16 protein-coding genes are annotated in these 20,286 nt (G+C 47.9%); 9 read left to right on the top strand and 7 right to left on the bottom strand.

Features of this window, described 5'->3' with window-relative positions; genetic code table 11:
* The first annotated feature begins 155 nt into the window (after positions 1 to 155).
* Positions 156 to 1,058 (top strand): DUF2161 family putative PD-(D/E)XK-type phosphodiesterase, encoded by a 903-nt coding sequence (locus ABN764_RS22105; RefSeq protein WP_446673139.1) that lies wholly within the window; start codon positions 156 to 158, stop codon positions 1,056 to 1,058.
* Positions 1,059 to 1,241: 183 nt separating this feature from the next.
* Here the strand turns inward: ABN764_RS22105 and ABN764_RS22100 are convergent, their stop codons facing one another.
* Positions 1,242 to 2,453 carry an aminotransferase-like domain-containing protein gene (locus ABN764_RS22100; protein WP_021252575.1) on the bottom strand — a complete coding sequence of 404 codons (1,212 nt, stop codon included), beginning with the start codon at positions 2,451 to 2,453 and terminating at the stop codon, positions 1,242 to 1,244.
* A gap of 355 nt (positions 2,454 to 2,808) precedes the next feature.
* Positions 2,809 to 5,181 (bottom strand): sensor histidine kinase, encoded by a 2,373-nt coding sequence (locus tag ABN764_RS22095; RefSeq protein WP_446673138.1) that lies wholly within the window; start codon positions 5,179 to 5,181, stop codon positions 2,809 to 2,811.
* A 200-nt stretch (positions 5,182 to 5,381) separates the two neighbouring features.
* Here ABN764_RS22095 and ABN764_RS22090 point away from each other — a divergent pair, with 200 nt between their 5' ends.
* The 4 genes from ABN764_RS22090 (at position 5,382) to ABN764_RS22075 (ending at position 7,795) form a co-directional block, all read left to right on the top strand.
* Positions 5,382 to 5,792, top strand: coding sequence for a hypothetical protein (locus tag ABN764_RS22090; protein ID WP_021252577.1), 411 nt, complete (start codon positions 5,382 to 5,384; stop codon positions 5,790 to 5,792).
* Between the two features lie 17 nt (positions 5,793 to 5,809).
* Complete coding sequence (locus tag ABN764_RS22085; protein ID WP_174809348.1) at positions 5,810 to 6,877, top strand: phosphodiester glycosidase family protein; 1,068 nt, start codon at positions 5,810 to 5,812, stop codon at positions 6,875 to 6,877.
* A 388-nt stretch (positions 6,878 to 7,265) separates the two neighbouring features.
* Positions 7,266 to 7,475, top strand: coding sequence for a sporulation protein Cse60 (locus ABN764_RS22080; RefSeq protein ID WP_174809349.1), 210 nt, complete (start codon positions 7,266 to 7,268; stop codon positions 7,473 to 7,475).
* A 38-nt stretch (positions 7,476 to 7,513) separates the two neighbouring features.
* Complete coding sequence (locus ABN764_RS22075) at positions 7,514 to 7,795, top strand: 50S ribosomal protein L25 (RefSeq protein ID WP_028531905.1); 282 nt, start codon at positions 7,514 to 7,516, stop codon at positions 7,793 to 7,795.
* Positions 7,796 to 7,943: 148 nt separating this feature from the next.
* On the opposite strand, the gene ABN764_RS22070 is transcribed toward ABN764_RS22075, so the two are convergent.
* Both ABN764_RS22070 and trmL read right to left on the bottom strand, forming a co-directional pair.
* A complete protein-coding gene (locus tag ABN764_RS22070) occupies positions 7,944 to 8,192 on the bottom strand; it encodes an AbrB/MazE/SpoVT family DNA-binding domain-containing protein (protein WP_021261526.1) in 249 nt (82 codons plus the stop codon).
* Between the two features lie 143 nt (positions 8,193 to 8,335).
* Positions 8,336 to 8,800 (bottom strand): tRNA (uridine(34)/cytosine(34)/5-carboxymethylaminomethyluridine(34)-2'-O)-methyltransferase TrmL, encoded by a 465-nt coding sequence (gene trmL / locus ABN764_RS22065; RefSeq protein ID WP_021252582.1) that lies wholly within the window; start codon positions 8,798 to 8,800, stop codon positions 8,336 to 8,338.
* 220 nt (positions 8,801 to 9,020) lie between these two features.
* On the opposite strand from trmL, the gene ABN764_RS22060 reads away from it, so the two are divergent.
* From ABN764_RS22060 to ABN764_RS22045, 4 genes are all read left to right on the top strand, one after another.
* Positions 9,021 to 9,470 carry a MarR family winged helix-turn-helix transcriptional regulator gene (locus tag ABN764_RS22060; RefSeq protein WP_174809351.1) on the top strand — a complete coding sequence of 150 codons (450 nt, stop codon included), beginning with the start codon at positions 9,021 to 9,023 and terminating at the stop codon, positions 9,468 to 9,470.
* On the top strand, positions 9,467 to 12,628 hold the full coding sequence (locus ABN764_RS22055) for an MMPL family transporter (RefSeq protein ID WP_446673137.1): 3,162 nt from the start codon (positions 9,467 to 9,469) through the stop codon (positions 12,626 to 12,628). Before ABN764_RS22060 ends, ABN764_RS22055 begins: the two co-directional genes overlap by 4 nt.
* 271 nt (positions 12,629 to 12,899) lie before the next feature.
* Positions 12,900 to 13,610, top strand: coding sequence for a response regulator transcription factor (locus ABN764_RS22050; protein WP_021252585.1), 711 nt, complete (start codon positions 12,900 to 12,902; stop codon positions 13,608 to 13,610).
* 153 nt (positions 13,611 to 13,763) lie between these two features.
* Positions 13,764 to 14,348 carry a DUF3238 domain-containing protein gene (locus ABN764_RS22045; RefSeq protein WP_446673136.1) on the top strand — a complete coding sequence of 195 codons (585 nt, stop codon included), beginning with the start codon at positions 13,764 to 13,766 and terminating at the stop codon, positions 14,346 to 14,348.
* Positions 14,349 to 14,452: 104 nt separating this feature from the next.
* Here the strand turns inward: ABN764_RS22045 and serC are convergent, their stop codons facing one another.
* The 3 genes from serC to ABN764_RS22030 form a co-directional block, all read right to left on the bottom strand.
* Positions 14,453 to 15,544 carry a 3-phosphoserine/phosphohydroxythreonine transaminase gene (serC, locus tag ABN764_RS22040; RefSeq protein ID WP_446673135.1) on the bottom strand — a complete coding sequence of 364 codons (1,092 nt, stop codon included), beginning with the start codon at positions 15,542 to 15,544 and terminating at the stop codon, positions 14,453 to 14,455.
* Positions 15,545 to 15,750: 206 nt separating this feature from the next.
* Positions 15,751 to 16,716, bottom strand: a complete 966-nt coding sequence (locus tag ABN764_RS22035) for a LacI family DNA-binding transcriptional regulator (protein ID WP_446673134.1) — start codon at positions 16,714 to 16,716, stop codon at positions 15,751 to 15,753.
* A gap of 178 nt (positions 16,717 to 16,894) precedes the next feature.
* Positions 16,895 to 20,281 (bottom strand): GH36-type glycosyl hydrolase domain-containing protein, encoded by a 3,387-nt coding sequence (locus ABN764_RS22030; RefSeq protein WP_446673133.1) that lies wholly within the window; start codon positions 20,279 to 20,281, stop codon positions 16,895 to 16,897.
* Positions 20,282 to 20,286 lie beyond the last annotated feature (5 nt).

The raw sequence follows: 20,286 nt of genomic DNA, 5'->3' as shown, positions 1-20,286 counted from the left end.
CTGTGAATATCACGAAATTTTCTGCATATACAAGCCCAACCTTTGGTTCGATCATGAGCATGGTATAATGGGACGAAGAGTTATAGGAAAGAGGCCCGGAGAAATCATTACAAGATTTGTCCCCCTTTTTCATCGGGAAAGGAGTAACCGTTCGTATGGGCAAATCAACACCCCCTTCTACTCGAGCCAAAAAAACAAAACAATCTGCACGCTCACAGAGTGCAGCGCCTGTCCGCTCGGATTCAATCGCAGCAGAGCTGGAGCAACAACAGGAGACGAAGGAGACGAGAGAGAAGCAAGTGGACTCGTCTAGAGTCATTCTTAAAGAATCAGAGCTGTACGCCCCAATTAAGACGTACTTTGAAGCGATTGGATATCATGTTCGGGGTGAGGTTCGCCATTGTGATATGGTTGCTATCCGCCCAGATGCGCCGGAAGCAGAGCCGATTATTATAGAATTGAAGTCTTCCTTCAACGTAACGCTGCTGCTTCAGGCGCTTGATCGGTTAAAGCTGTCGTCGACCGTATACGTTGCTGTAGCCAAAAAAAAAGCAACCCGCAGCAGCCACCCGGTATCCGGACTTCGACAATTATGCGAACGGCTCGGATTAGGATTTCTGCTTGTCACCTTCTATAAACGAAAGGCGCCATTTGTAGAGGCAATCTGTCATCCTCCAGGATGGGTAGAGCAAGCAGATCAAGCCGTATATAAGCCGAAGCCAGTCAGACCGTCCAAGACTAGAGCTGCAAGGCTTGTCCGTGAATTCCATGCCCGCAGCGGCGACTATAACGTAGGCGGCACGACGAAGCAGCCGCTCGTTACAGCCTATCGTGAGAAAGCGCTTCGAGTGGCTAATGTTCTGCAGGAGGGCCCGCTTCGGGCTGCAGTTGTTCGCAGCAGAGCTGGAGTTGGTGATGCGGCCAGCATTTTGCAGAAAAATTACTACGGGTGGTTCGAGCGCCAGAGCCGGGGGATTTATGCATTGACCTCCGAAGGGACAGCGGCTATTGCACAATATGCGAATATTCTTGCGCAGCTGCCAGGATTATCGCCTTAGTCCATTTTCGGATTTATTACCCTGTCACGGCAACAGATCGTTAGCCTTCTATCTGAGACCTGTCCAATGCAATCCAAATCCACTTCTTACCCCATCCAGTTTCAAAAAAAAAAGCAAGCAGCCCAGACAGGACTGCTTGCTTCTCATGATCTCTACATTTACGAACGTTTTGCGTACGATTGCTTACACACCAGAGTAACGGCCCAAGAATTCGGAGGCTGCCTCTGTCAGGCGCTCCATTCCGGTACGGATGACACTCGGCTGCGCAAACGAATAATTAAGACGCATTGTGTTGCGATTTGGTTCACCTGCATAGAAGGACATGCCCGGAACGAATGCTACACCCTTCTCTACAGCAACCTTGAGCAATGCTTGGGCATCCAAGCCTTCAGGAAGCTCTACCCAGAAGAACATGCCGCCTTGAGGCGTATTCCACTTCGCGTCCTTCCACATCTCCTGCTGCAATTCGGAGGCCATCGTCTCCATTCGTTCTTTGTACACGGAAGACAGCTTGCGAATATGTCCATCCAGATCAAATACTTCTGGCAAGAGCATCTCACTAAGGATCAGCTGATCCAGAACACTGGAATGGAGATCCGCAGATTGCTTCGCCCGAGCCATCATGCGAATAACCTGCTTATCCGCAACGATCCAGCCTGTGCGCAGTCCTGGGGCAACTGTCTTACTGAACGTGCTCGTATAGGCTACAATTCGCTCCTCTGTTTTCCCTTCCAGGGAAGCGATATTCGGTACCTTGTTATCTGTAAACTTCAAATCTCCGTATGGATCATCCTCAAATATGAGAACTTCATGCTCGCGGCATAGATCCAGCAACGCTTGTCTGCGCTCCAGGCTCCATACTCGCCCTGTCGGATTGCTGAACGTTGGTACTACATATACAAATTTCGGATTATGTTCTTTCAGCTTAGCAGCCAAATCTTCCGGAACCATACCGTTGCTGTCGCTCTCCACCGGAATGATGCGGGCGCTGTAGGAACCAAGCACTTGCAGGCAAGCAAGATAAGTTGGATTCTCCACGAGGACAACATCACCTGGATCCAGCAATGCTCTTGCGTACAAGTCAATCGCTTGCTGAGAGCCTGATGTAACTAGAATCTCATCTGCTTCCGATTCAATGCCGCGATTGGCTTGCATACGAGCAGCCAGTCTCTCACGCAGCACAACGGCACCTTCTGTCAATCCGTATTGCAAGGCTTGCGGGCCTTGACGGAATACACGCTCAGAAGCTTCACGAATCGCATCAATTGGGAACAGTTCGTCTGCCGGTAATCCTCCAGCGAAAGAGATTATCGACTTGCCCTGTGTTAATTTCAAAATATCGCGCACTACCGAGCTCTCTACAGAGCGAACGCGAGCAGAAAAATTATATTGCATAACGGTATCATCCCTTCCTATTTCCAAAAATGATACACCCAACGCTTTATTAATGCAATGGTGAGTATGATTTGCAGTCATCACAATCTTGTCACATGTAAGCGCATCCGGCATCATAAATACATGATATAGAAATTGTGCGCAAAGTTTAAAGCCCCTTCATTGTTGGGTGCAATACTACTACTATTCTATGTCTTATCGAAGGTAACTACTATACCCCAATACATTTTAATAATCGATCAAGGTACAACTAGCTCTCGTTATCGTCCAAAAAAGGAGCACCCTGTCACCGAAGCTGGTGATGAGACGCTCCTTTTTCATATGCAATCATGATGAAATTAACATTAACTACCCGCTATGCGCTTTGCTCTCCTCCGCGAAGCAGTCCATACATCATGCGGAATGGAATCGAAATAATAATGCAGACACCTTCTCCTGGTGAAGCATCCCACGTCATACTGCCATTCAACAGAAGAACACGGGCACGGAGGAGCTTCAGTCCCTTCACCTTCGCACGTTCATTGAACACAGCTGCTGCTTCAAAACCAACCCCATCATCTTCATATAGAATGACAATTTGCCCTTCATCCTTACGTACTTGAAGGTCAATATTTTTGGCATAAGCATGCTGGGCTGAATTATGCAGAAGCTCCTGCACCATACGGAATACATGCAGCTTCATAGCCGGATACAGTGCATCAATCCCAGCTTCCTGATCCACTTGGAAATGAACGCGCTCGCTCCACTCTCCGCATTCCCCTTCAATATATTGCCGAACCGCATTAGCGAAGCCCGCCGTGTGCATAAGCTGTGGATCAAGCCCCAGACAGGTATGCCGCAGTTCCATATTCACGTCTGTCAACTGCTTCTCTACTTGAGCTAGCTGCTCCCGAACAGCGGTCGCTTCCGTGTTTGCGTGAATGGCATCAAGCTGCATGCCAACATCATGCAAGCGCCGCATAACCGTATGCTGCAGCATGTTGGACAGTTTCCCTTTGTCCTTCTCCATAGAGCCGAACATTTTCTCAATCACCCACGGCCCTGTTGTTAAGGATTGCAAGGTTACAGGCTTCCGTTCGGTTTCCCGTTTCAGCTGCTCTACTTGCGTATTCAGCAAATGAATCATCATCACTTTCTTCATGCCGATATTCATATAGCGGATTAACTGACGTATCCATTCTTGTTCCTCCATGTTCAGCTCAGCTCCATCTTCACGATGTGCGACTACCAAATACGCAATGTACACATCATGCCGTTCAACCTCGAACCAATAAGCCGACTCGGAATAGAATTGACCCGAACGAACTCGCCGCTCCACATCTGTTGCATCGAGTCCACCATCAATATAGAGCTCGATATCATTATGTGGGTTTTTGATTACAAGTGCTGCCCCCCGAACCTTCAAGGTCTTGATGAGGGAGTAGAGGATCGCCTTGCTCCATTCCTGCATCGTATCTAGTGCAGTTAATTGAGCCGTAATCAGCTGCAGCGACTCCTTCAGCCGCTGATTGCTCGGATAAATTGCTGTTGTAAGCTTCCGATTGAAGTATGGGAAGCTGTACAGCAGAACGGACAATAAAATAACGATAAAGCCAAAGCTGAATATATGCTGCACGATCGTATGAGATTCAACGAAGATGATCGCATTCAATCCAACAAGGAGCGCCCCCGGAACCATGGCGATAAGAACAAGCGACACGACCCGCTTAATGACAATCTCAAAGTCAGACAATTTATGGAAGCGATTCAAATACACAAAGCTTAATGGCAGCAGCAATGTGAACCACCCCGTCAATAGCGGCGGTACAAGCGGATCCTGACGGAATATCATTGGAACATAGGTCAATAACAGGATTGGTGTAAATGCAATCCCCATCCATATCCACACATAACGAATGACAGATGCGATATGAGGGGAGCTTAACCGATTGCGATAATAAGTGGATGCGATCCAATAGAAATTGTAGGCCACCCCGCTCACAAAGAGCCAATCGGCTACGATATTGTCAATTTGGTACACATCGTACACATAATCGGTCATAAGAAGCGTTGTTTTTAACACAAAGTATAAGCCAACGATTCCATAGAACACGTGAATGCCGCGCCGTGAATATGCGATACCCGCTTTCTCATAGAAAAATTGTGCGATGAAGTGCAGTAGAACGATCGGTATTAAGGCAACGGCGCACCAAATAATAATCTGACCAAGCATATCTCCCCGGAATGTAGCTCCCATGCTCATATAGATGATGACCATTATAAGCAGCAAGCAGGACAACATTCTCATGGACAAGCTGGAACGTTCCTTCCACCATATGTATCCTGCAAGTACAATGAAGATAAACTCACTCGCAAACGGCAGCACTCCGGAAAACGGATGACGAGGTTCGTACGCTATATCGATAAGCCTGCTATGTCCAGAGTGATCAATAACGATATATTCCGCTTGTTCAATCGTGTGCCATCGTCGGACGGTTGGATGTTCATTTGGCGGGTTGCCGTTAATGCTAATGATCCGGTCACCAACCTGCAGGTGGTGTCTTGTCGCGAATGCCTCTTTTGAGAATTCGGCGATTGTCCATACCCCTTGCTCTACCTGCACACGAAGCCCTAAATAAGGATACCGAACCGTTACAAATACGAACCAACACTGCAATACGAGTAATACTAATAACCCTATTTTTGTAATCGTTTTCAAATTTTTCGATTTTATTCCTTTTTTCTCCATCTCTCTTCTTTACCCCTGACAGAAGAATCATTTATCGACAAATTTCATCACAAACCTTTCTTTATTCTAACGAACGCTTCCTGTAACTTCAATGCAAGATTTGTATGAATTTTGCATCTCTTCCCCCAATAATGATAGAATTCATGCTAGAATGGGTAATGTTTTTACGTTACCATTCGACTTCTTTCGAGGTGATTCAATTGCAACCAACAGCACAGACGGAACGCGACACGGCACGTCGCTCCCGAACGAAGACGAGCGGAGCTAGCGCCAAATGGTTTCTCCTCTTCTGGGTCATTATGATCGGTATTGGAGTAACGGCTACCTACTTCTACAGCACCCATATGAAGAAAACAATGCTTCAGGAAATTCAAGTGCAAACCGAGGCCCAACTGCAGCAAGTCAAATTAGACTACGAAAAGCAGCTCGGCGAGTTAAATAAGAAGATGGATGCCATGCAGAGCAAAGTTCAATCGTTCAATGAACTACTTACGTTTACAAAGGATAATACTTCGAACAAAACAGACAACAGCAACAAGCTGTATACACAATTGAACGAAGTGAAGAAGCAGCTTGCGGAGCTGCAGAAGAAGATGGATTTGTTGAAATAACAAGCGAGGCGGTTTTTATGAAATTGCAAGTAAAAGTGGTCAATCGGCTATTCATGATGATCACTGCACCTTTTCTTGGCATGATGATCTGGATGCTGATCTCTTCGCAGAGCGTGTCGCTTCAATTCGATAACAAGCCGCTTGCGGAGCCAGCAGCATTCAATAAGACGCAGGCTCAAGTATCCACTCAATTGGATCAAGCGAAGGAGACGGCCGTCTATACAATCGAATCCGTACGACGTATCTCTACCTTGTATAATCGGACGACCACAACGATGAATGACATCGTTCAATCGGCGAACAGCCAAGCGAAGCGGCCAGAGCGTATCTATGATCGCCGGATATCATCGCGGCTCGGCACACCGAAGGAGCGCATCGACAGCGAGAAGCTGCGCGCGGAATTATACACAATCAATCAGCCCACTTATCGTGGATATGCGATGAAGGTCAAATTGAAAGATCCGCAGGCAATGCGAATGACACTTGGCCGCGACGAGTACGGCGGATCAGAGACGACAATGCAAGCTGTGAAGCGGCATAATGCCGTTGCTGGCATTAACGCTGGCGGCTATGCAGAGAACAGAGGCAAACGCTATCCACTTGGAACGACCGTGATGAATGGCAAATACGTCCCTTCATTCGAGCCAAGCTTCAAGAATCTGTCCTTCGTCGGCATGGACATCAATTCCCGCTTGATCGGCGGACAGTTCTATCAGAAGGAAGAGCTGGACAAGCTTAAGCCTGAATATGGAGCAACCTTCGTCCCTGTTCTATTAAAGAATGGTGCGAGTCTTACGATCCCTGATAAATGGAAGACGTCACCCGCGAGGGCGCCCCGTACCGTTATCGGCAATTACAAGGATGATCAGCTGCTCATCTTAGTTGTAGACGGCTATAACGAAGGCGGCAGCTCCGGTGCTACGTTGGAGGAACTGCAGCGCAAGCTGGCGAATCTCGGCGTAAGAGATGCATACAACCTGGATGGTGGAGGCTCATCGACGCTTGTATTCAATGGACGAGTTGTCAACACACCATCTGATGGCGAGATGCGATCTCTTCCTACTCATTTCTTGTTCTTCAAATGACAACTTACGGAACAACCTGCATTTCATATTTTCATTTTGGTATGTTTTGGGTATAATAAAGGCATCCATTGGGGGTGTGCATATCATGTCCGTAACTTTTGGGATCATTATGCTCGTATTCGCAATGTTCATCGTAGCTATGTTAACAGCTGGCTACAATGAGGATAAGACGAGCGGCTTGTAAGAAGAAGGAGCTTTCCGATTGCGGAAGGCTTCTTTTTTATGCTTCCATTTCTAAATATGGATACATCCGGTTGGATTGACACCCGTTACCTAACTTGATACGATAAGAATAACGAGGCATTTCACCCCACTGGGGCGAGATGCCTTCGTGCATATTTATAGGATTTTACATTTAATGGTCTACTGTGAGGAAAGGACTGATGCAATGATCCAGGTAAGAGAGTTTGTAGACGTAGGCTCAATGACAGCGGAGCAGAAGGCAAATGAGTTTTTGGCAACGCTGCAGGAAGAGCAAGTTATTGAGATTAAATACTCGGCAGCTTATCGCCCAAATCGCGAAATCTCCGAGCAAAGAAGCTGTATATTGGTCATCTATCGGACAGCTAGCGTTCCTGCTGGGAAGCATGAGCCATAGCTGCGATACACCGAACATTTGAAAAGGAGAGGTTTGTCATGATGCAGCATTTTCAGGCAGTAACAAGAAACAGCGAGGATCGAGGAACACTGCGGCAGCTTCGCAAGGATGGACGGCTGCCTTGTGTCCTGCTGCACAAGGGGACGAGCGTGAATCTTCACTTGGATGAGAAGAAGTTCTCCATGTGGGTCAGAGATACGACAAGCAGCCAATTGGAACTCAGCTTAGACGGGGCAGATTCGATTACGGCTACCGTCAAGGAGATTCAGCGTCATCCTGTTACGAATGACATTGTGCATGCTGACTTACTGCGTGTGTAATTCCCCTGCATTTCCTTCAAGCACTACTACAAGTATAATCATACAGCCAAGGTCGGAGAATCTCTTCTCCCCTTGGCTAATTTTATTTATAGCTCCACAAATTAAAAAGAAGCATCACCGAGTGTGATGCTTCGCCTCTTGTTTCTCTTTATCGAGCCAAATGAGTCATTTCATGCATACATTGTGCGCATATGTATCGATCCTTGAAATCTGCTACCCCATCCATTGAACCACAAAATACACATTTCGGACGGTAGCGCTCTAGAATAATATGATCTCCTTGAACCAAAATTTCAACAGGATCCCCCTCGTTCATCTGGTAGCGCTTCCTCAGTGATTTGGGAAGTACGATACGTCCCAGCTGATCGACTTTACGGACAACACCGGCAGGTTTCATCAGTTCCACCTCTCTTGAATATTCTCTTCTCTCATGTTTACCCTCGAAACTACTGCCCCTACTACTTCGATGCCTCGATCCAAAATCCTGCTGAAATTTGTCAATTCAATTCGTTTTTATTCAAATCTTGTAATAAGGTGCAATTACCGCAAATTAAAGAAGTCTACTTGACGCAGTGCTTCATATACGACAATTGCCGCTGCATTAGACAAGTTGAGTGACCGAACCTTATCCGTCATTGGCATACGCATGCAAGTCTCTGGATTCGCATGAATAATATCCTCAGGGAGACCTTTTGTCTCCTTGCCGAATACGAAGAAGTCCCCATCCTGGAACGAGAAGTCACTGTAGCAGTTGTCTGCTTTCTTCGTCGAATAGAAGAAGCGGCCGTCCTTGTATTTCTCCTGAAGTTCTTGGAACGAATCATAGTAATGAATCGTTACTGCATACCAATAATCGAGACCTGCACGCTTCAAGGTCGCATCGTCCGTTCGGAACCCGAGTGGACGAACCAAGTGCAGATGAGTACCCGTCGCTGCGCAAGTGCGCGCAATATTTCCTGTGTTAGCTGGTATTTCTGGTTCAACCAGAACGATGTTGAAAGCCATCTGATGTTCACCTCACATATTTCATTGTTATATTATACACCAATATGGCAAGCCTATAGATTTCCGTGCACAGCAAGTACATTGATCTTGTTGCACCATGTTCATAGAGGTGGGTTTGACATTGGATTTTGCATGAATTATTATAGTTCTACAATCGAATGATTCGACTATTGAACGATTTGATTATCGAACCATTTAATATCATAAGGGAGCTATTGTTGTGAAACGAGATGCCAAAACCGTCATCGAACGGTATATCGCCGCAGAATTTACAGTAATGAAGCATTTATTTAACGAGATCGGAGAAGCAATCCCCAATCATCTAACCATCGATCAATACCAGATTATGTGCGTACTTCATCAGCGGGGGCAGTGCACTTCCACTGATCTGGCCGCTGTATTCAAGGTCGTCAAGAGCTCCATTACCGCCATTATAAATAGACTTGTCGATCACGGATATGTAGAACGAACACCTGCTGAGGAGGATCGTCGCGTCATCGAACTGTCCCTAACCCAGGAAGGGCAGAAGGTCTATGAGCAAGTGGATAAGCAGGTACAGGATATTGTCTCCTCTTATCTGATTCATTTCAATGAAACGGAAGTCGAAACCTTCATCGGGACGTACGAGAAGCTCGCCCGCTTGATGACAGAAGGGAAGAATCAAACATGAGAACGATACTAAAAGCAAGATGGGCCGTCATGACGGCCTGGATTGCGGTTGCTGTTATTCTTGCCATAGCAGCACCGTCGCTATCTGAGCTTGTGAAGGAGCATGGTACGATTGGCGTACCTGACGGCTACTCCTCTGCAGAAGCGATCCGCATCATGGATGAAGTGTCCAATGCGAAAGGCAATGTGCATGAAACGAGTATGGCATTGGTCTTCCATAATCCAAATGGAATGACTGATAAGGACACCAAAGACATTCAGCAGGCTATTCAACAGCTCAATCAAAACAAAAACAGCCTTCATATCGTCTCCATGCTCGAACCATACGGACAGTCGGAATTAAAGGCTAAATTAATTTCCAAAGACAACAAAACTGTACTCACCTCCCTATTAGTCAGCACCGAGACAGCGAATCCGGTAGAGATTCGTGATCAAATCAATAAAGAACTCGCTTCTACTTCTGTTGAGCACTACATTACAGGTCAAAAGCTGATTGAAAATGACCAACTCATCAGCTCACAAGAGGGCTTGAAGAAGTCGGAACTGATTACCGTTGTATTCATTCTAGCCATCCTATTTTTCGTCTTCCGCTCGATCGTCGCAGCCTTCATTCCGCTGTTAACAGTCGGTCTGAGCTATATCATTTCACAATCCATTGTCGCATTTCTTGTCGAAAGCACCCAATTCCCGTTATCGACGTTCACGCAAATCTTTATGGTGGCTGTCTTATTCGGAATTGGAACGGATTACTGCATCCTGCTCCTCAGTCGGTATAAGGAAGAGCTCGCTAAGCACGACGATCTATGGGATGCGATTGCCGCTACGTACCGTACTGCCGGCAAAACAGTCCTCTTCTCCGGAATCGCCGTACTTGTCGGTTTTTCCGTGATTGGATTTTCCGAATTCAATTTGTATCGTTCTGCCGTTGCAGTTGCCATTGGAATTGCGATTATGCTGCTCGCGTTAGTTACGGTCGTACCGTTCTTTATGGCCGTGCTCGGCAAGAAGCTGTTCTGGCCAGCGAAGAAATCGATTGAGCATAAAGAAAGCCGTTCGTGGGGTGCCATTGGCTCGTTCTCACTGCGCCGACCGCTGGCAGCGATGCTCGTGGTTGCAGCCGTCACTGTGCCGTTCCTAATATCCTATAAAGGTGAAGTATCGTTTAACAGCTTGGAGGAAATCGGTGATAAATACGATTCCGTCAAAGCCTTTAATATTATTGCAGACAGCTTCGAGCCTGGCGAATCCATGCCGACCCAAGTCGTCATCAAGAGCTCTTCCCCGCTTCAAGTGGGCGAATATATGGCCGTAGCCGAGAAAATGAGCCGTGAGCTGATTAAGGTAGATGGTGTATCGGGCGTTCGCAGCCTTAGCCGACCTGCAGGCGATGAAATCAAGGACTTCCAAATTACCGAACAGGTCAAGACACTTGACAGCGGCCTGTCCAAGGGAAATGACGGATTATCCAAAATTAAAGATGGATTGTCCGAAGCAAGCAACGAACTGAGCAAAAACGGGCCTAAGCTCAAAGAGGCAGCTAGCGGAGCAGCACAGCTCACTGCGGGAACCGAAGAACTGAAATCCGGAATCAAGCAGCTGAATGACGGACTTGGCCGCATTGAATCCGGCATTCGCGATGGTTCTGCCGGTGCCGGCCAACTGCAGCAAGGTCTGAAGCAGGCCAAGGAGAGTGCGCAAAAACTTGCCCAAGCGCATCAGAAGCTGCTCGATACCTATAAGCAGATTGGGCAAGGTCTTACTGAAATAACAAGCGGCGTCGGCCAAATGAATACACAGTTCAGCGAATTGACCAAATCGCTGCAATCGTTAACGAGTCGGTTCGCCGGCTTGGAGGAACGCTTCCCGGATTTGTTGAAAGACGCTGATTATATGACAATTCGCGGTACCGTAACCGCTGCTGGGCAAGGGGCAGCCCAATTATCCGGCGCTCTTGGACAGATGCAATCTACATTAGCGAAAGTAAACGGAGGCATGGCTCAGGCGAACCAAGGCTACGAGCAAGCCATTACCGGCCAGAAGGCGCTGGCATCAGGATTCGATCAGCTCATTGCGGGCATCTCGCAGCTAGAGTCAGGTCTGAAGCAGGCAGCCAATGGCCAAGGCCAAATCATTAGTAAAGTCCCTGGCATCATAACAGGACTTGATAAACTTCAAGCTGGCCAAAAACAGATCGGAGACGGCTTCTCGCAATTATCTGATCAGATTGGCAAGCTGACGACCGGCTTGAAGGATGGAGCCGATGGATTGACGCAAGTATCGGATGGGCTCAACTCTGCTCAGGGATATTTGCAAAATGTAAGTACAGCGCCGGATAAAGGGCTTGGCGGCTGGTTCGTTCCTGATGAAGTATTAACGAATGACGCCTTCCGCAAGGCGCTCGATATGTACTTATCCGAGGATCGCAGTGTAATGACCTTGGACGTCATCTTTGCTGATAATCCATATGGAACCCCGGCTATCGATCGGATCGACGCTGTGAAGGCAGCTGTGGATCGCAGTGTGAAGGGAACTTCCTTGGAAAAGGCGACGATCGCAGTTGGCGGTGTATCGAGCACGTTTGCCGACTTGAAGCAAATGTCTGGTGAAGATTATATGAGAACCGTAACGTACATGATCATCGGCATATTGCTCATCCTGATTGTCCTGTTCCGATCCATCATTATGCCGCTGTATATCGTAGCATCCTTGCTGCTTACCTTCTTCACTTCGATGGGAATTACGGAAGTGATCTTTACGAAGATGCTGGATTACTCCGGCGTTACATGGGCAGCTCCATTCTTCGGCTTCGTTATGCTGATGGCACTTGGCGTCGATTACAGCATCTTCTTGATGGAGCGCTTCAATGAGAATAAGCATCTGGATGTGAAGGATGCAATCCTATACGCGATGAAAAATATGGGGACGGTTATTATTTCTGCCGTAATCATCTTAGGAGGAACATTTGCTTCCTTCTATCCATCAGGCGTACTGTCCATGATGCAAATTGCAACTGTCGTATTATCCGGACTTACCCTGTATACATTCCTCATCCTGCCGTTCTTCGTACCCGTCATGGTCAAGACGTTCGGTTCTGCCAACTGGTGGCCGTTCTTCCATAAGCAGCAGGACGAGAAAGCGAAACAGCAAGTTAGTGCCTAAGCTGCTTTTCTAGGTCACGTGAGTATTAATCCATTAAATATCCATTGAATATCCATTGATCACATGAAATACATCCGCAATGTTGAAGAGGAACCGAGCATCGGTTCCTCTATTTTTTACACCCAGTTTACGTTTGCTTAATATGCCGCTGACGAATATCCTTCATAATGTTGGTATATGGCATTCGATCGGGAAGCAATTGGCGCACGATATCGAATGCAGTAAATTGTTCAATCGATTACTTACTAAAAGAATTGTGGGAGGGACTATTTTGAAATCCAAAATTTTAGTTGTTGATGACGAACCTTCAATCTCTACCCTCATTGAATATAATTTGAAGCTGGCCGGCTATGACGTTCTGTGTGTTTATGATGGGGAGGCTGTATTTGATGTTCTATCCACTTTCCGTCCAGATCTGATCATACTTGACCGCATGCTGCCGAAGAGCGATGGATTGGAAGTATGCCGCAAGCTGCGCGTGGCGAACAATATGGTGCCTGTCATTATGCTGACAGCGATGCATGAAATAGGCGATAAGATTGATGGATTAGATAATGGGGCTGACGATTATATGACGAAGCCTTTCTCCCCGCAGGAGCTTATATCCCGCATTCAGGCTGTTATGCGCCGCATCCGTTCCCTTCCTCTTGTAGATGAAGGACAGGTGTACCAAATCGGCAGTCTGCACGTCATGGCGGATCAGCGTGAAGTGAAGCTGGAAGGCCGGGATGTGGAGTTAACTCCGAAAGAGTTCGAACTGCTCGTCTTCCTATGCCGTCATCGCGGCAAGGTATTGAGCCGACAGCAGCTGCTGCACGGCGTATGGGATTATCACTTCCTCGGCGATACACGCATCGTCGATGTCCATATTAGCCATCTGCGCGACAAGCTGGAGAAGAACGCGCGCAGCCCTGAATATATCATGACGATTCGCAATGTAGGCTACAAGCTTACAGAACCGACAAAGCGTCACTTGGCCTAACTTATTCCTCATTTCCGATATAGCCCCGCCTGTTTCCCCGAGCAGGCGGGGTTTTTATTATTCCATGTAAATTACTGCATAAGGCTTATGCATAATCAATGCCTTGGGCTATTATGAATGAACGAACACAATTACATGACCATGGAGGGTGCTATGGCGAACATTGTTAAAATTCGAGCAAGTGTTTTTATACCTATGTCTTGGACGGAGCCGAAGCAAGAGTTGGATACGGGAAATATCATTCAATACGAAGGGGATACTCGCGAATTTACACCGTATGCCGTAAACGCAATGCGTTCCAGAGTTGAGCAAGAAGTTGTTGTTGATTTTTATAAAAAGGAAGTGTTCTCCTATTCGAATACTGGCATCACAACCGAAAAAGTGACTCACCCAGATGGCTCTGAGCATAGAAGAACCGGCAAAGCCAGTACAGAGGGCATTTTGTGTTCCCATATTAGTTGGGGCTCTAATGAAGTCATGTTCCAAATGCGTGCAAGTGCCAGTAATCCATTACTAGCACTTGCGCCTCCTGTTGATTATTTATTACACATACGAGTTACAGAAAATGGTGCCGTTGAAGTTGAGGGCAGCCATGATGGATTCCCGTGTTTTGAATTTTATAAGCAAGTAGACTTTGGGGCATTTGAACAAATCTATATTCATGATTTCAGAGAAACCGGAGATACCGCTCAAGCTCTGGCCGGGAAAATGGAGTACCATTTCAAAAAAATGTTATAACGGAAATTGGCACTCTATACACGCATACAAAAAAAACGAGTTAGCGGGATACACTCCCCACTAACTCGTTGTTACTTATAAGAACAATGATTTCACGTTTCCCTTTAACCGTTGCGCTGTTGGAACTGCTTCATGAACTGCGCAAGAGCCTCACAGCTCTCGTATGGAACTGCGTTATAGATGGAAGCACGGAGCCCGCCAACGCTGCGGTGTCCTTTCAGACCTACGAATCCTGCTTCGCCAGCTTGCTTGATGAAGGCCTTCTCAAGCTCTTCGTCCGCCAAGCGGAAGGTCACGTTCATGAGGGAGCGGCTTCCGCGCTCCGCACAGCCGCGATAGAACTCTCCGCTAGCATCAATCGTGCTGTACAAGAGTTCTGCCTTAGCTTGGTTATCGCGTTCAACTTGCTCAAGCCCGCCGCGCTCCTTCAGCCATTGCAGCACCAGATTGACCATGTAGATGGAGAAGGAAGGTGGTGTATTGTACAAGGAATTATTTTTATAATGAGTACTGTAGCGAAGCATCGTCGGAATCGTCTTCGGGCTGCTCGCAATTAGTTCTTCCTTCGCAATGACGACGGTTACTCCAGATGGCCCCAGATTCTTCTGAGCGCCTGCGTAGATCATGCCGAACTTGGATACATCTACTGGACGGCACAAAATGTCACTGGACAAATCCCCAATAAGGGGTACAGAACCACTGTCTGGATAAGCATGGTACTGCGTTCCGCCAATTGTCTCATTGGAAGTGATGTGCACATAGGCCGCATCCTCTGGTGCGACTACCTCTTCTGGCATCGGAACGCGCATAAAGCGATCCGCTTCTGTCGAAGCAATAACGCGCGTTGCACCAATCAGCTCGGCTTCTTTAATTGCTTTCTCCGCCCAGCTTCCGGTATGTACATATGCGCCTACTTTGCCTTCAGTGAGCAAATTCATCGGCACCATCGCGAATTGTGTGCTAGCTCCGCCTTGCAGGAACAATACATCGTACCCGGAAGGAATGTTCAGCAGTTCCTTCAGCAATTGTTTCGCTTCATTATGAACCTGTTCATATACCGCTCCGCGGTGCGACATTTCCATAATGGACATGCCTTGCTCTTGAAAATCTACGAATTCGGCTTGTGCTCGCTCCAATACAGCCAGCGGCAGCGCTGCCGGCCCTGCATTAAAATTGTACGCGCGATATTGTCCCATCGGTTTCTCCCACCTTTGTCTCCATGACTAGCATGTTCGTAGGCGCCCATAAAATGATCCGAACGTCTTCTGCTAGCGATATTTTATCGATAATGATAGCAGTATTTGGGTTCGCCATCAAGGAGCAATCCATATGTTTTGCAATAGATTGACTTAGTCATCGAGCGATACTCATTGCTTAAGAGACATGGTTGGATCCATAATTGTTAAGCTTTACCTACGGATTCCCCCTTAACGAGGGTAACGTAGACGCGCTCATGCTCAACCTTCTCATCCGCAATCATCTTAAGCAGCTGCTCGCATGCGAGCGAGCCCCACTTGTGCTTGGAATAATCGATGGTTGCGAGTCGCGGCTGCATATAGCGAGTCAGCTCAATATTGTCAAACCCGATCAGATGAATATCCTCGCCAACACGGAGCTCTGTATCTGATATGCGATTGTACAACCCAACCGCCATTTCATCGTTCAAGCAGAATACAGCTGCTGGACTAGTGTACTCCTGCAAGATTTGCTCGGCAGCCTTCTCACCGCCGCTTTTGTTGAAGTCGCCGACGATTTCAACCCACTCCACATTCGCTGCCCGATCCGATACGAGCTTCACTGCCTTCATCCTCTGCTCGGAATCATACGATCCAGGCGGGCCTGTCACAATATAAATCTTCTGGTGCCCCTGCTCCACCAAATATTCCGTCGCCAAGGTCGCACCCGCCTTGTTGTCCAACAGCACCTGATTAATGTTCGGATGATCCAATTCCCGATCCATCACCACAATCTTATGATTGCGATCAGCGTACATAAGCAGTTCCTCGCTCGTGAACGTCTGATCGAGAATGACGGCGCCGTCGATCATTCGTTCCGGCAGCATGCGGTGAGACTGCTTCCCGCTGCATACGATCAGATCATAGCCCTGCGCATTGCATACCTTCTTCATGCCGTCCAGCAATTCGCCATATACTTCGCCCTTGAAGTCCGTTAAAAAGGCGCCGATGATCTTCGTTTCTCTTTTTTTCAAATTGCGGGCAGCGGCGTTCGGTACATAGTTCAATTCTTTGGCAATAGCCAATATTTTTGAGCTTGTCTCATCCGTCACCTTGCTGCTGCCATTCAGGGCATAAGATACCGTTGAAATTGACACTCCTGCTTTTTTAGCGATATCCTTTATACTGACCACGTGTCCTCAATCCTCCGTTTGATAACCAATCCTTCTTCCTTATGATGTTGCATCCGAACGGATGCCGCTTTGTCATACTAAGATGTGCCGATGTCCGTTCACGCTCTTCAGATGTCCTTTCCCTATTGTAGCATTATAGGGAAAAGGGCGACCCGAAAAAAGATCGCCTTTGCCTTCCTTACATCCATATTTCAATCCGATTTGCGCCGCTTCTCCATTCGGGTTCCATATCCGCACTGGCGATTTGTATGCCAGCCTGCCGATACGGGTTATTCAACCGCTCCGCATTCACCAGCGTCCCATTTATCGCCGTGCGGCTCACGCCACCGCCTGCAATATGATAGATGAAGGTAACCTGTCTTCCGGCAAATTGATAGTCAAAATGCAGCCCATCCATCGTGTTCGGAAGCACAGGATCAATGACCAAATCGCCTCCAGCCTGCCGAATACCAAGCACATTTGCAATTAGTTGATTCATATAGATTCCCGGACCACTGGAGTAGATTCTCCATCCGCCCTTCACCTGCACCGATCCACTGCGAAGCGCATCCATATTCGCCTGCGCCTCATACCGGGAATGAAACTTCCCGTCAGAGCTGCTGAAGTAGGCATTGCTTTGGCGCAGCTCTGCGTTAGGGACGACTTCCCGAATACCAACGGGATTAATCGTCTCCAAGCCCCGCCAAGCATCGTTCGCACACCCAAGCTTCGCCATCGCTTCAACATAACGAATATGCGCATGCACATACTGCAGTCCTACCTCGCGTCCGAAGTTCGACGCCTGCTCAGCCCGCTTAAAGTGAGTGCTGACGCCGCCCGCATATTGAGCCGGTCGATTCATAAGCCGCACACCATCCGGGAACGACAGATTATCCTGAATCAAGCGATAATTAATGTGAGCCTGCTTCTCATCGACCAGTTCGGCAATAATGCTGCGCGTCATCGGCAGAAGCCGATATTGAATGCCGGTATCCGTGTCTGTCGGATGCAGCATCAACTTGGCATGCGCCGGATCTTCCATATAGATGAAGCCGGGAATAACCTCCGTGTGCAGCATGCAGCGCTTATAGTCCTGTTCAATGCCGGATGCGATCTCTTGCAATTCCTCAGCCAGCTTCTTGTCCACTGCCAGCAGCACATCAGCGAATTGCTTCATTGCTTGATACGTAAGTGCCACGGTCCAACTGCTGATCATATATTTCTTCAACTGCGCATTCGCCGGCTGCAGCGTATCATCCCAATCTCCATCGCCATAAGATGATAAATGCGTATCATGTAGGAAATGATTGCGAATATACGATATTTCCTTGATGGCATGCTCCAGTATGGTCGCCTTATCCGCCGTAAAGTCAAAACGCTGCTTCATGGTATAAGGAACCTTTTCCTTCAAAATACTGTAATCCCCGGTTGCCGTCAAATAATCGCCCAGCACCTTGAGCGGCCACACGATAATATCCCCGTGGCTCTCCTCCTGCTGTACCGTAAAGTACTCATCGAACATAAACCATTGCGGCCAGTTTCCATCATCCTCATATTGGTGGGAATAGACCATCTTCACAATATCCCGCACCTGCTCGTACTTGTGAGTAGCCATGAAATATTCAACTGGCCCTTGGCATACGTCACGCGTCCCCCAAGCCGCTCCGCCATACTGTTCTAGTCCGTGCGGCACTGCATAATGAACGAGCATGTTATGTGTGTACCACCACGCCAAGGCATTCATCTTGAATAGCTCATCGGATTGTCCCGCTCCATACGATAGATGGAATTCGTTCATCAAGCCTTTCAAAAATGCACGGTATGCGTCCATTTCGGTTTGGATATCACGTGTCCCCGGGGAGTGTTCCGAATTCGCTGCGTTCTCTCGTCCGTCCAGCAATCCCTGAATTGTTAACGTCCATTCTTGATTCATATCAAGCTGCATGACAACAAGTGAAGCGTCACCAGATTGGATGCCGCTTGCCAACATCGTCTCATCACCGATCGTCACTGACGCCCCTTCCACCCACATGCGATATTCTAGATTCGGGCACACCTTAGCACTCAGCGATTCCCGATTCGCATGGAAAATCAGCATTCCGCCCTCCTGCTTCATGTGAACCGGAAGCTCGAACTCGTTGACATTCATCGTCACTTGATTGGTGACCACATACTTATAGGCCGTTCCATTCACAGAGCGGACGTTCAAGCGGATCTCAGGCGCGTCCGATGCCGTGTAATTCGTCACAATTAGCATGTCGTCGTCAGTCTTGTAATACCAGCGCGCGTAATTGAAGCCCATCTCGAACATGGACGGCATCGCGAGCAGGCGATACTTCCCGTTCAAGTGTATATAGACGCGTTGCCCAGACGTCTTTGGCACGTTCAGCGGGTTGCGGGCATTGCTCATCATTTTATTGAAATTTGTGTTACCGACCACCACATGCGAGTTGAAAATGCCGTACATATAAGCAGTCGACGTTATGACCTGCGCGCCAAGCTTCACGCTGGTTCCGCTCATTACGATATGACCATGCGGACGTTCAACGAGCAGTTCCTTCTCTTTCAGCACGACATGCTCGTAGGAATCTGTGAAGAAGGACAACAGCTTGCCATCCATGCGCTCTTCCTGATTTCGTTCCGGGAAAAGCGCCTGTACTTCTGCTTCTGTCATCGAAAGCGTCCGCAGGGGTTCAGCAATATCGGCATTGAATTGGACAGGATTCGATGCTGCATTTTTTTCGTTCGCCGCTATATGACTTGACTCGGACAAGTAGGCTTCCCATGCCTGCCGGACCTCGTCCCGATACTCCAGCTCCGTTATTGCAGCTGCATGGTCTGTTTTGTACAGGCCATAAAATACAAACCGCTCTTCTCCATGAAGCATAACACGCTCTGATTGCAGCGCAGTATAGGCAAACTCGTACTGATACACTTCATTGGAAAGACAAGGCTTGATCACACTCACTGGTATGTTGGTTTCCTTATAGGACAATCCGAAAAATTGAAACCCGTCAGTCGAGTAGCCAATCGCACGGCTGAGCGCTCCCTGCTGCATATAAGGGAATGATCCACCTTGCGGTTGATTCTGGCGTGAGCATACAACACAGCCGATCTCTTCATCCTCGAAGACAGCATGATCGATATATTGCGACAGATACGCCTCGTTGCTGCGTACCGCACCTACTGAAGCAACGCCAAGATCTTGGCCATACAGGATATCGACGGTTACACCTTCCCCGCGTACCGCAATATCCCAGAACCAAATGCCCTCTTTCAGAAGTGCAAAGGTAACCGTATACGCTACTCCCTCGACGGCCCCTTCCCATACGGCCTGGTTCCCTTCCACCCGCACGGTGCTGCGTGAGCGAATCCCGAGCAGCGGATAGAAGCGGATACCCGAATCGTCGTGAATCCGCAGATATAAGTTATTGAGCGAGCCATCAAGCGGACTCGTCACCAACTGATTGAGCATGATCTGCCCGCTAACTGCTTGATGCAAATCACCGCTCGTCCAAAATGTAAAGCGCAATTCGCCGGCTTGTATCGTAAACTTCGACTGCGTTGATCTCTCTATTGTCGTCATGTCTG

The sequence above is a fragment of the Paenibacillus wuxiensis genome, assembly GCF_040195695.1.
In the GTDB taxonomy this organism is placed as follows: Bacteria; Bacillota; Bacilli; order Paenibacillales; family Paenibacillaceae; genus Paenibacillus_B; species Paenibacillus_B suaedae.
The sequence above is the reverse complement of the archived record's forward strand: the minus strand, read 5'-3'. Positions and strand labels throughout refer to the sequence as shown.

Coding starts and splice junctions, on each gene's coding strand:
- ABN764_RS22070 (WP_021261526.1), bottom strand. CDS start 8,192: ATGAAACCTGCCGGTGTTGTCCGTAAAGTCGATCAGCTGGGACGTATC.
- ABN764_RS22045 (WP_446673136.1), top strand. CDS start 13,764: ATGGCGAACATTGTTAAAATTCGAGCAAGTGTTTTTATACCTATGTCT.
- serC (WP_446673135.1), bottom strand. CDS start 15,544: ATGGGACAATATCGCGCGTACAATTTTAATGCAGGGCCGGCAGCGCTG.
- ABN764_RS22100 (WP_021252575.1), bottom strand. CDS start 2,453: ATGCAATATAATTTTTCTGCTCGCGTTCGCTCTGTAGAGAGCTCGGTA.
- ABN764_RS22105 (WP_446673139.1), top strand. CDS start 156: ATGGGCAAATCAACACCCCCTTCTACTCGAGCCAAAAAAACAAAACAA.
- ABN764_RS22075 (WP_028531905.1), top strand. CDS start 7,514: ATGATGCAGCATTTTCAGGCAGTAACAAGAAACAGCGAGGATCGAGGA.
- ABN764_RS22080 (WP_174809349.1), top strand. CDS start 7,266: ATGATCCAGGTAAGAGAGTTTGTAGACGTAGGCTCAATGACAGCGGAG.
- trmL (WP_021252582.1), bottom strand. CDS start 8,800: ATGGCTTTCAACATCGTTCTGGTTGAACCAGAAATACCAGCTAACACA.
- ABN764_RS22030 (WP_446673133.1), bottom strand. CDS start 20,281: ATGACGACAATAGAGAGATCAACGCAGTCGAAGTTTACGATACAAGCC.
- ABN764_RS22095 (WP_446673138.1), bottom strand. CDS start 5,181: ATGGAGAAAAAAGGAATAAAATCGAAAAATTTGAAAACGATTACAAAA.
- ABN764_RS22055 (WP_446673137.1), top strand. CDS start 9,467: ATGAGAACGATACTAAAAGCAAGATGGGCCGTCATGACGGCCTGGATT.
- ABN764_RS22085 (WP_174809348.1), top strand. CDS start 5,810: ATGAAATTGCAAGTAAAAGTGGTCAATCGGCTATTCATGATGATCACT.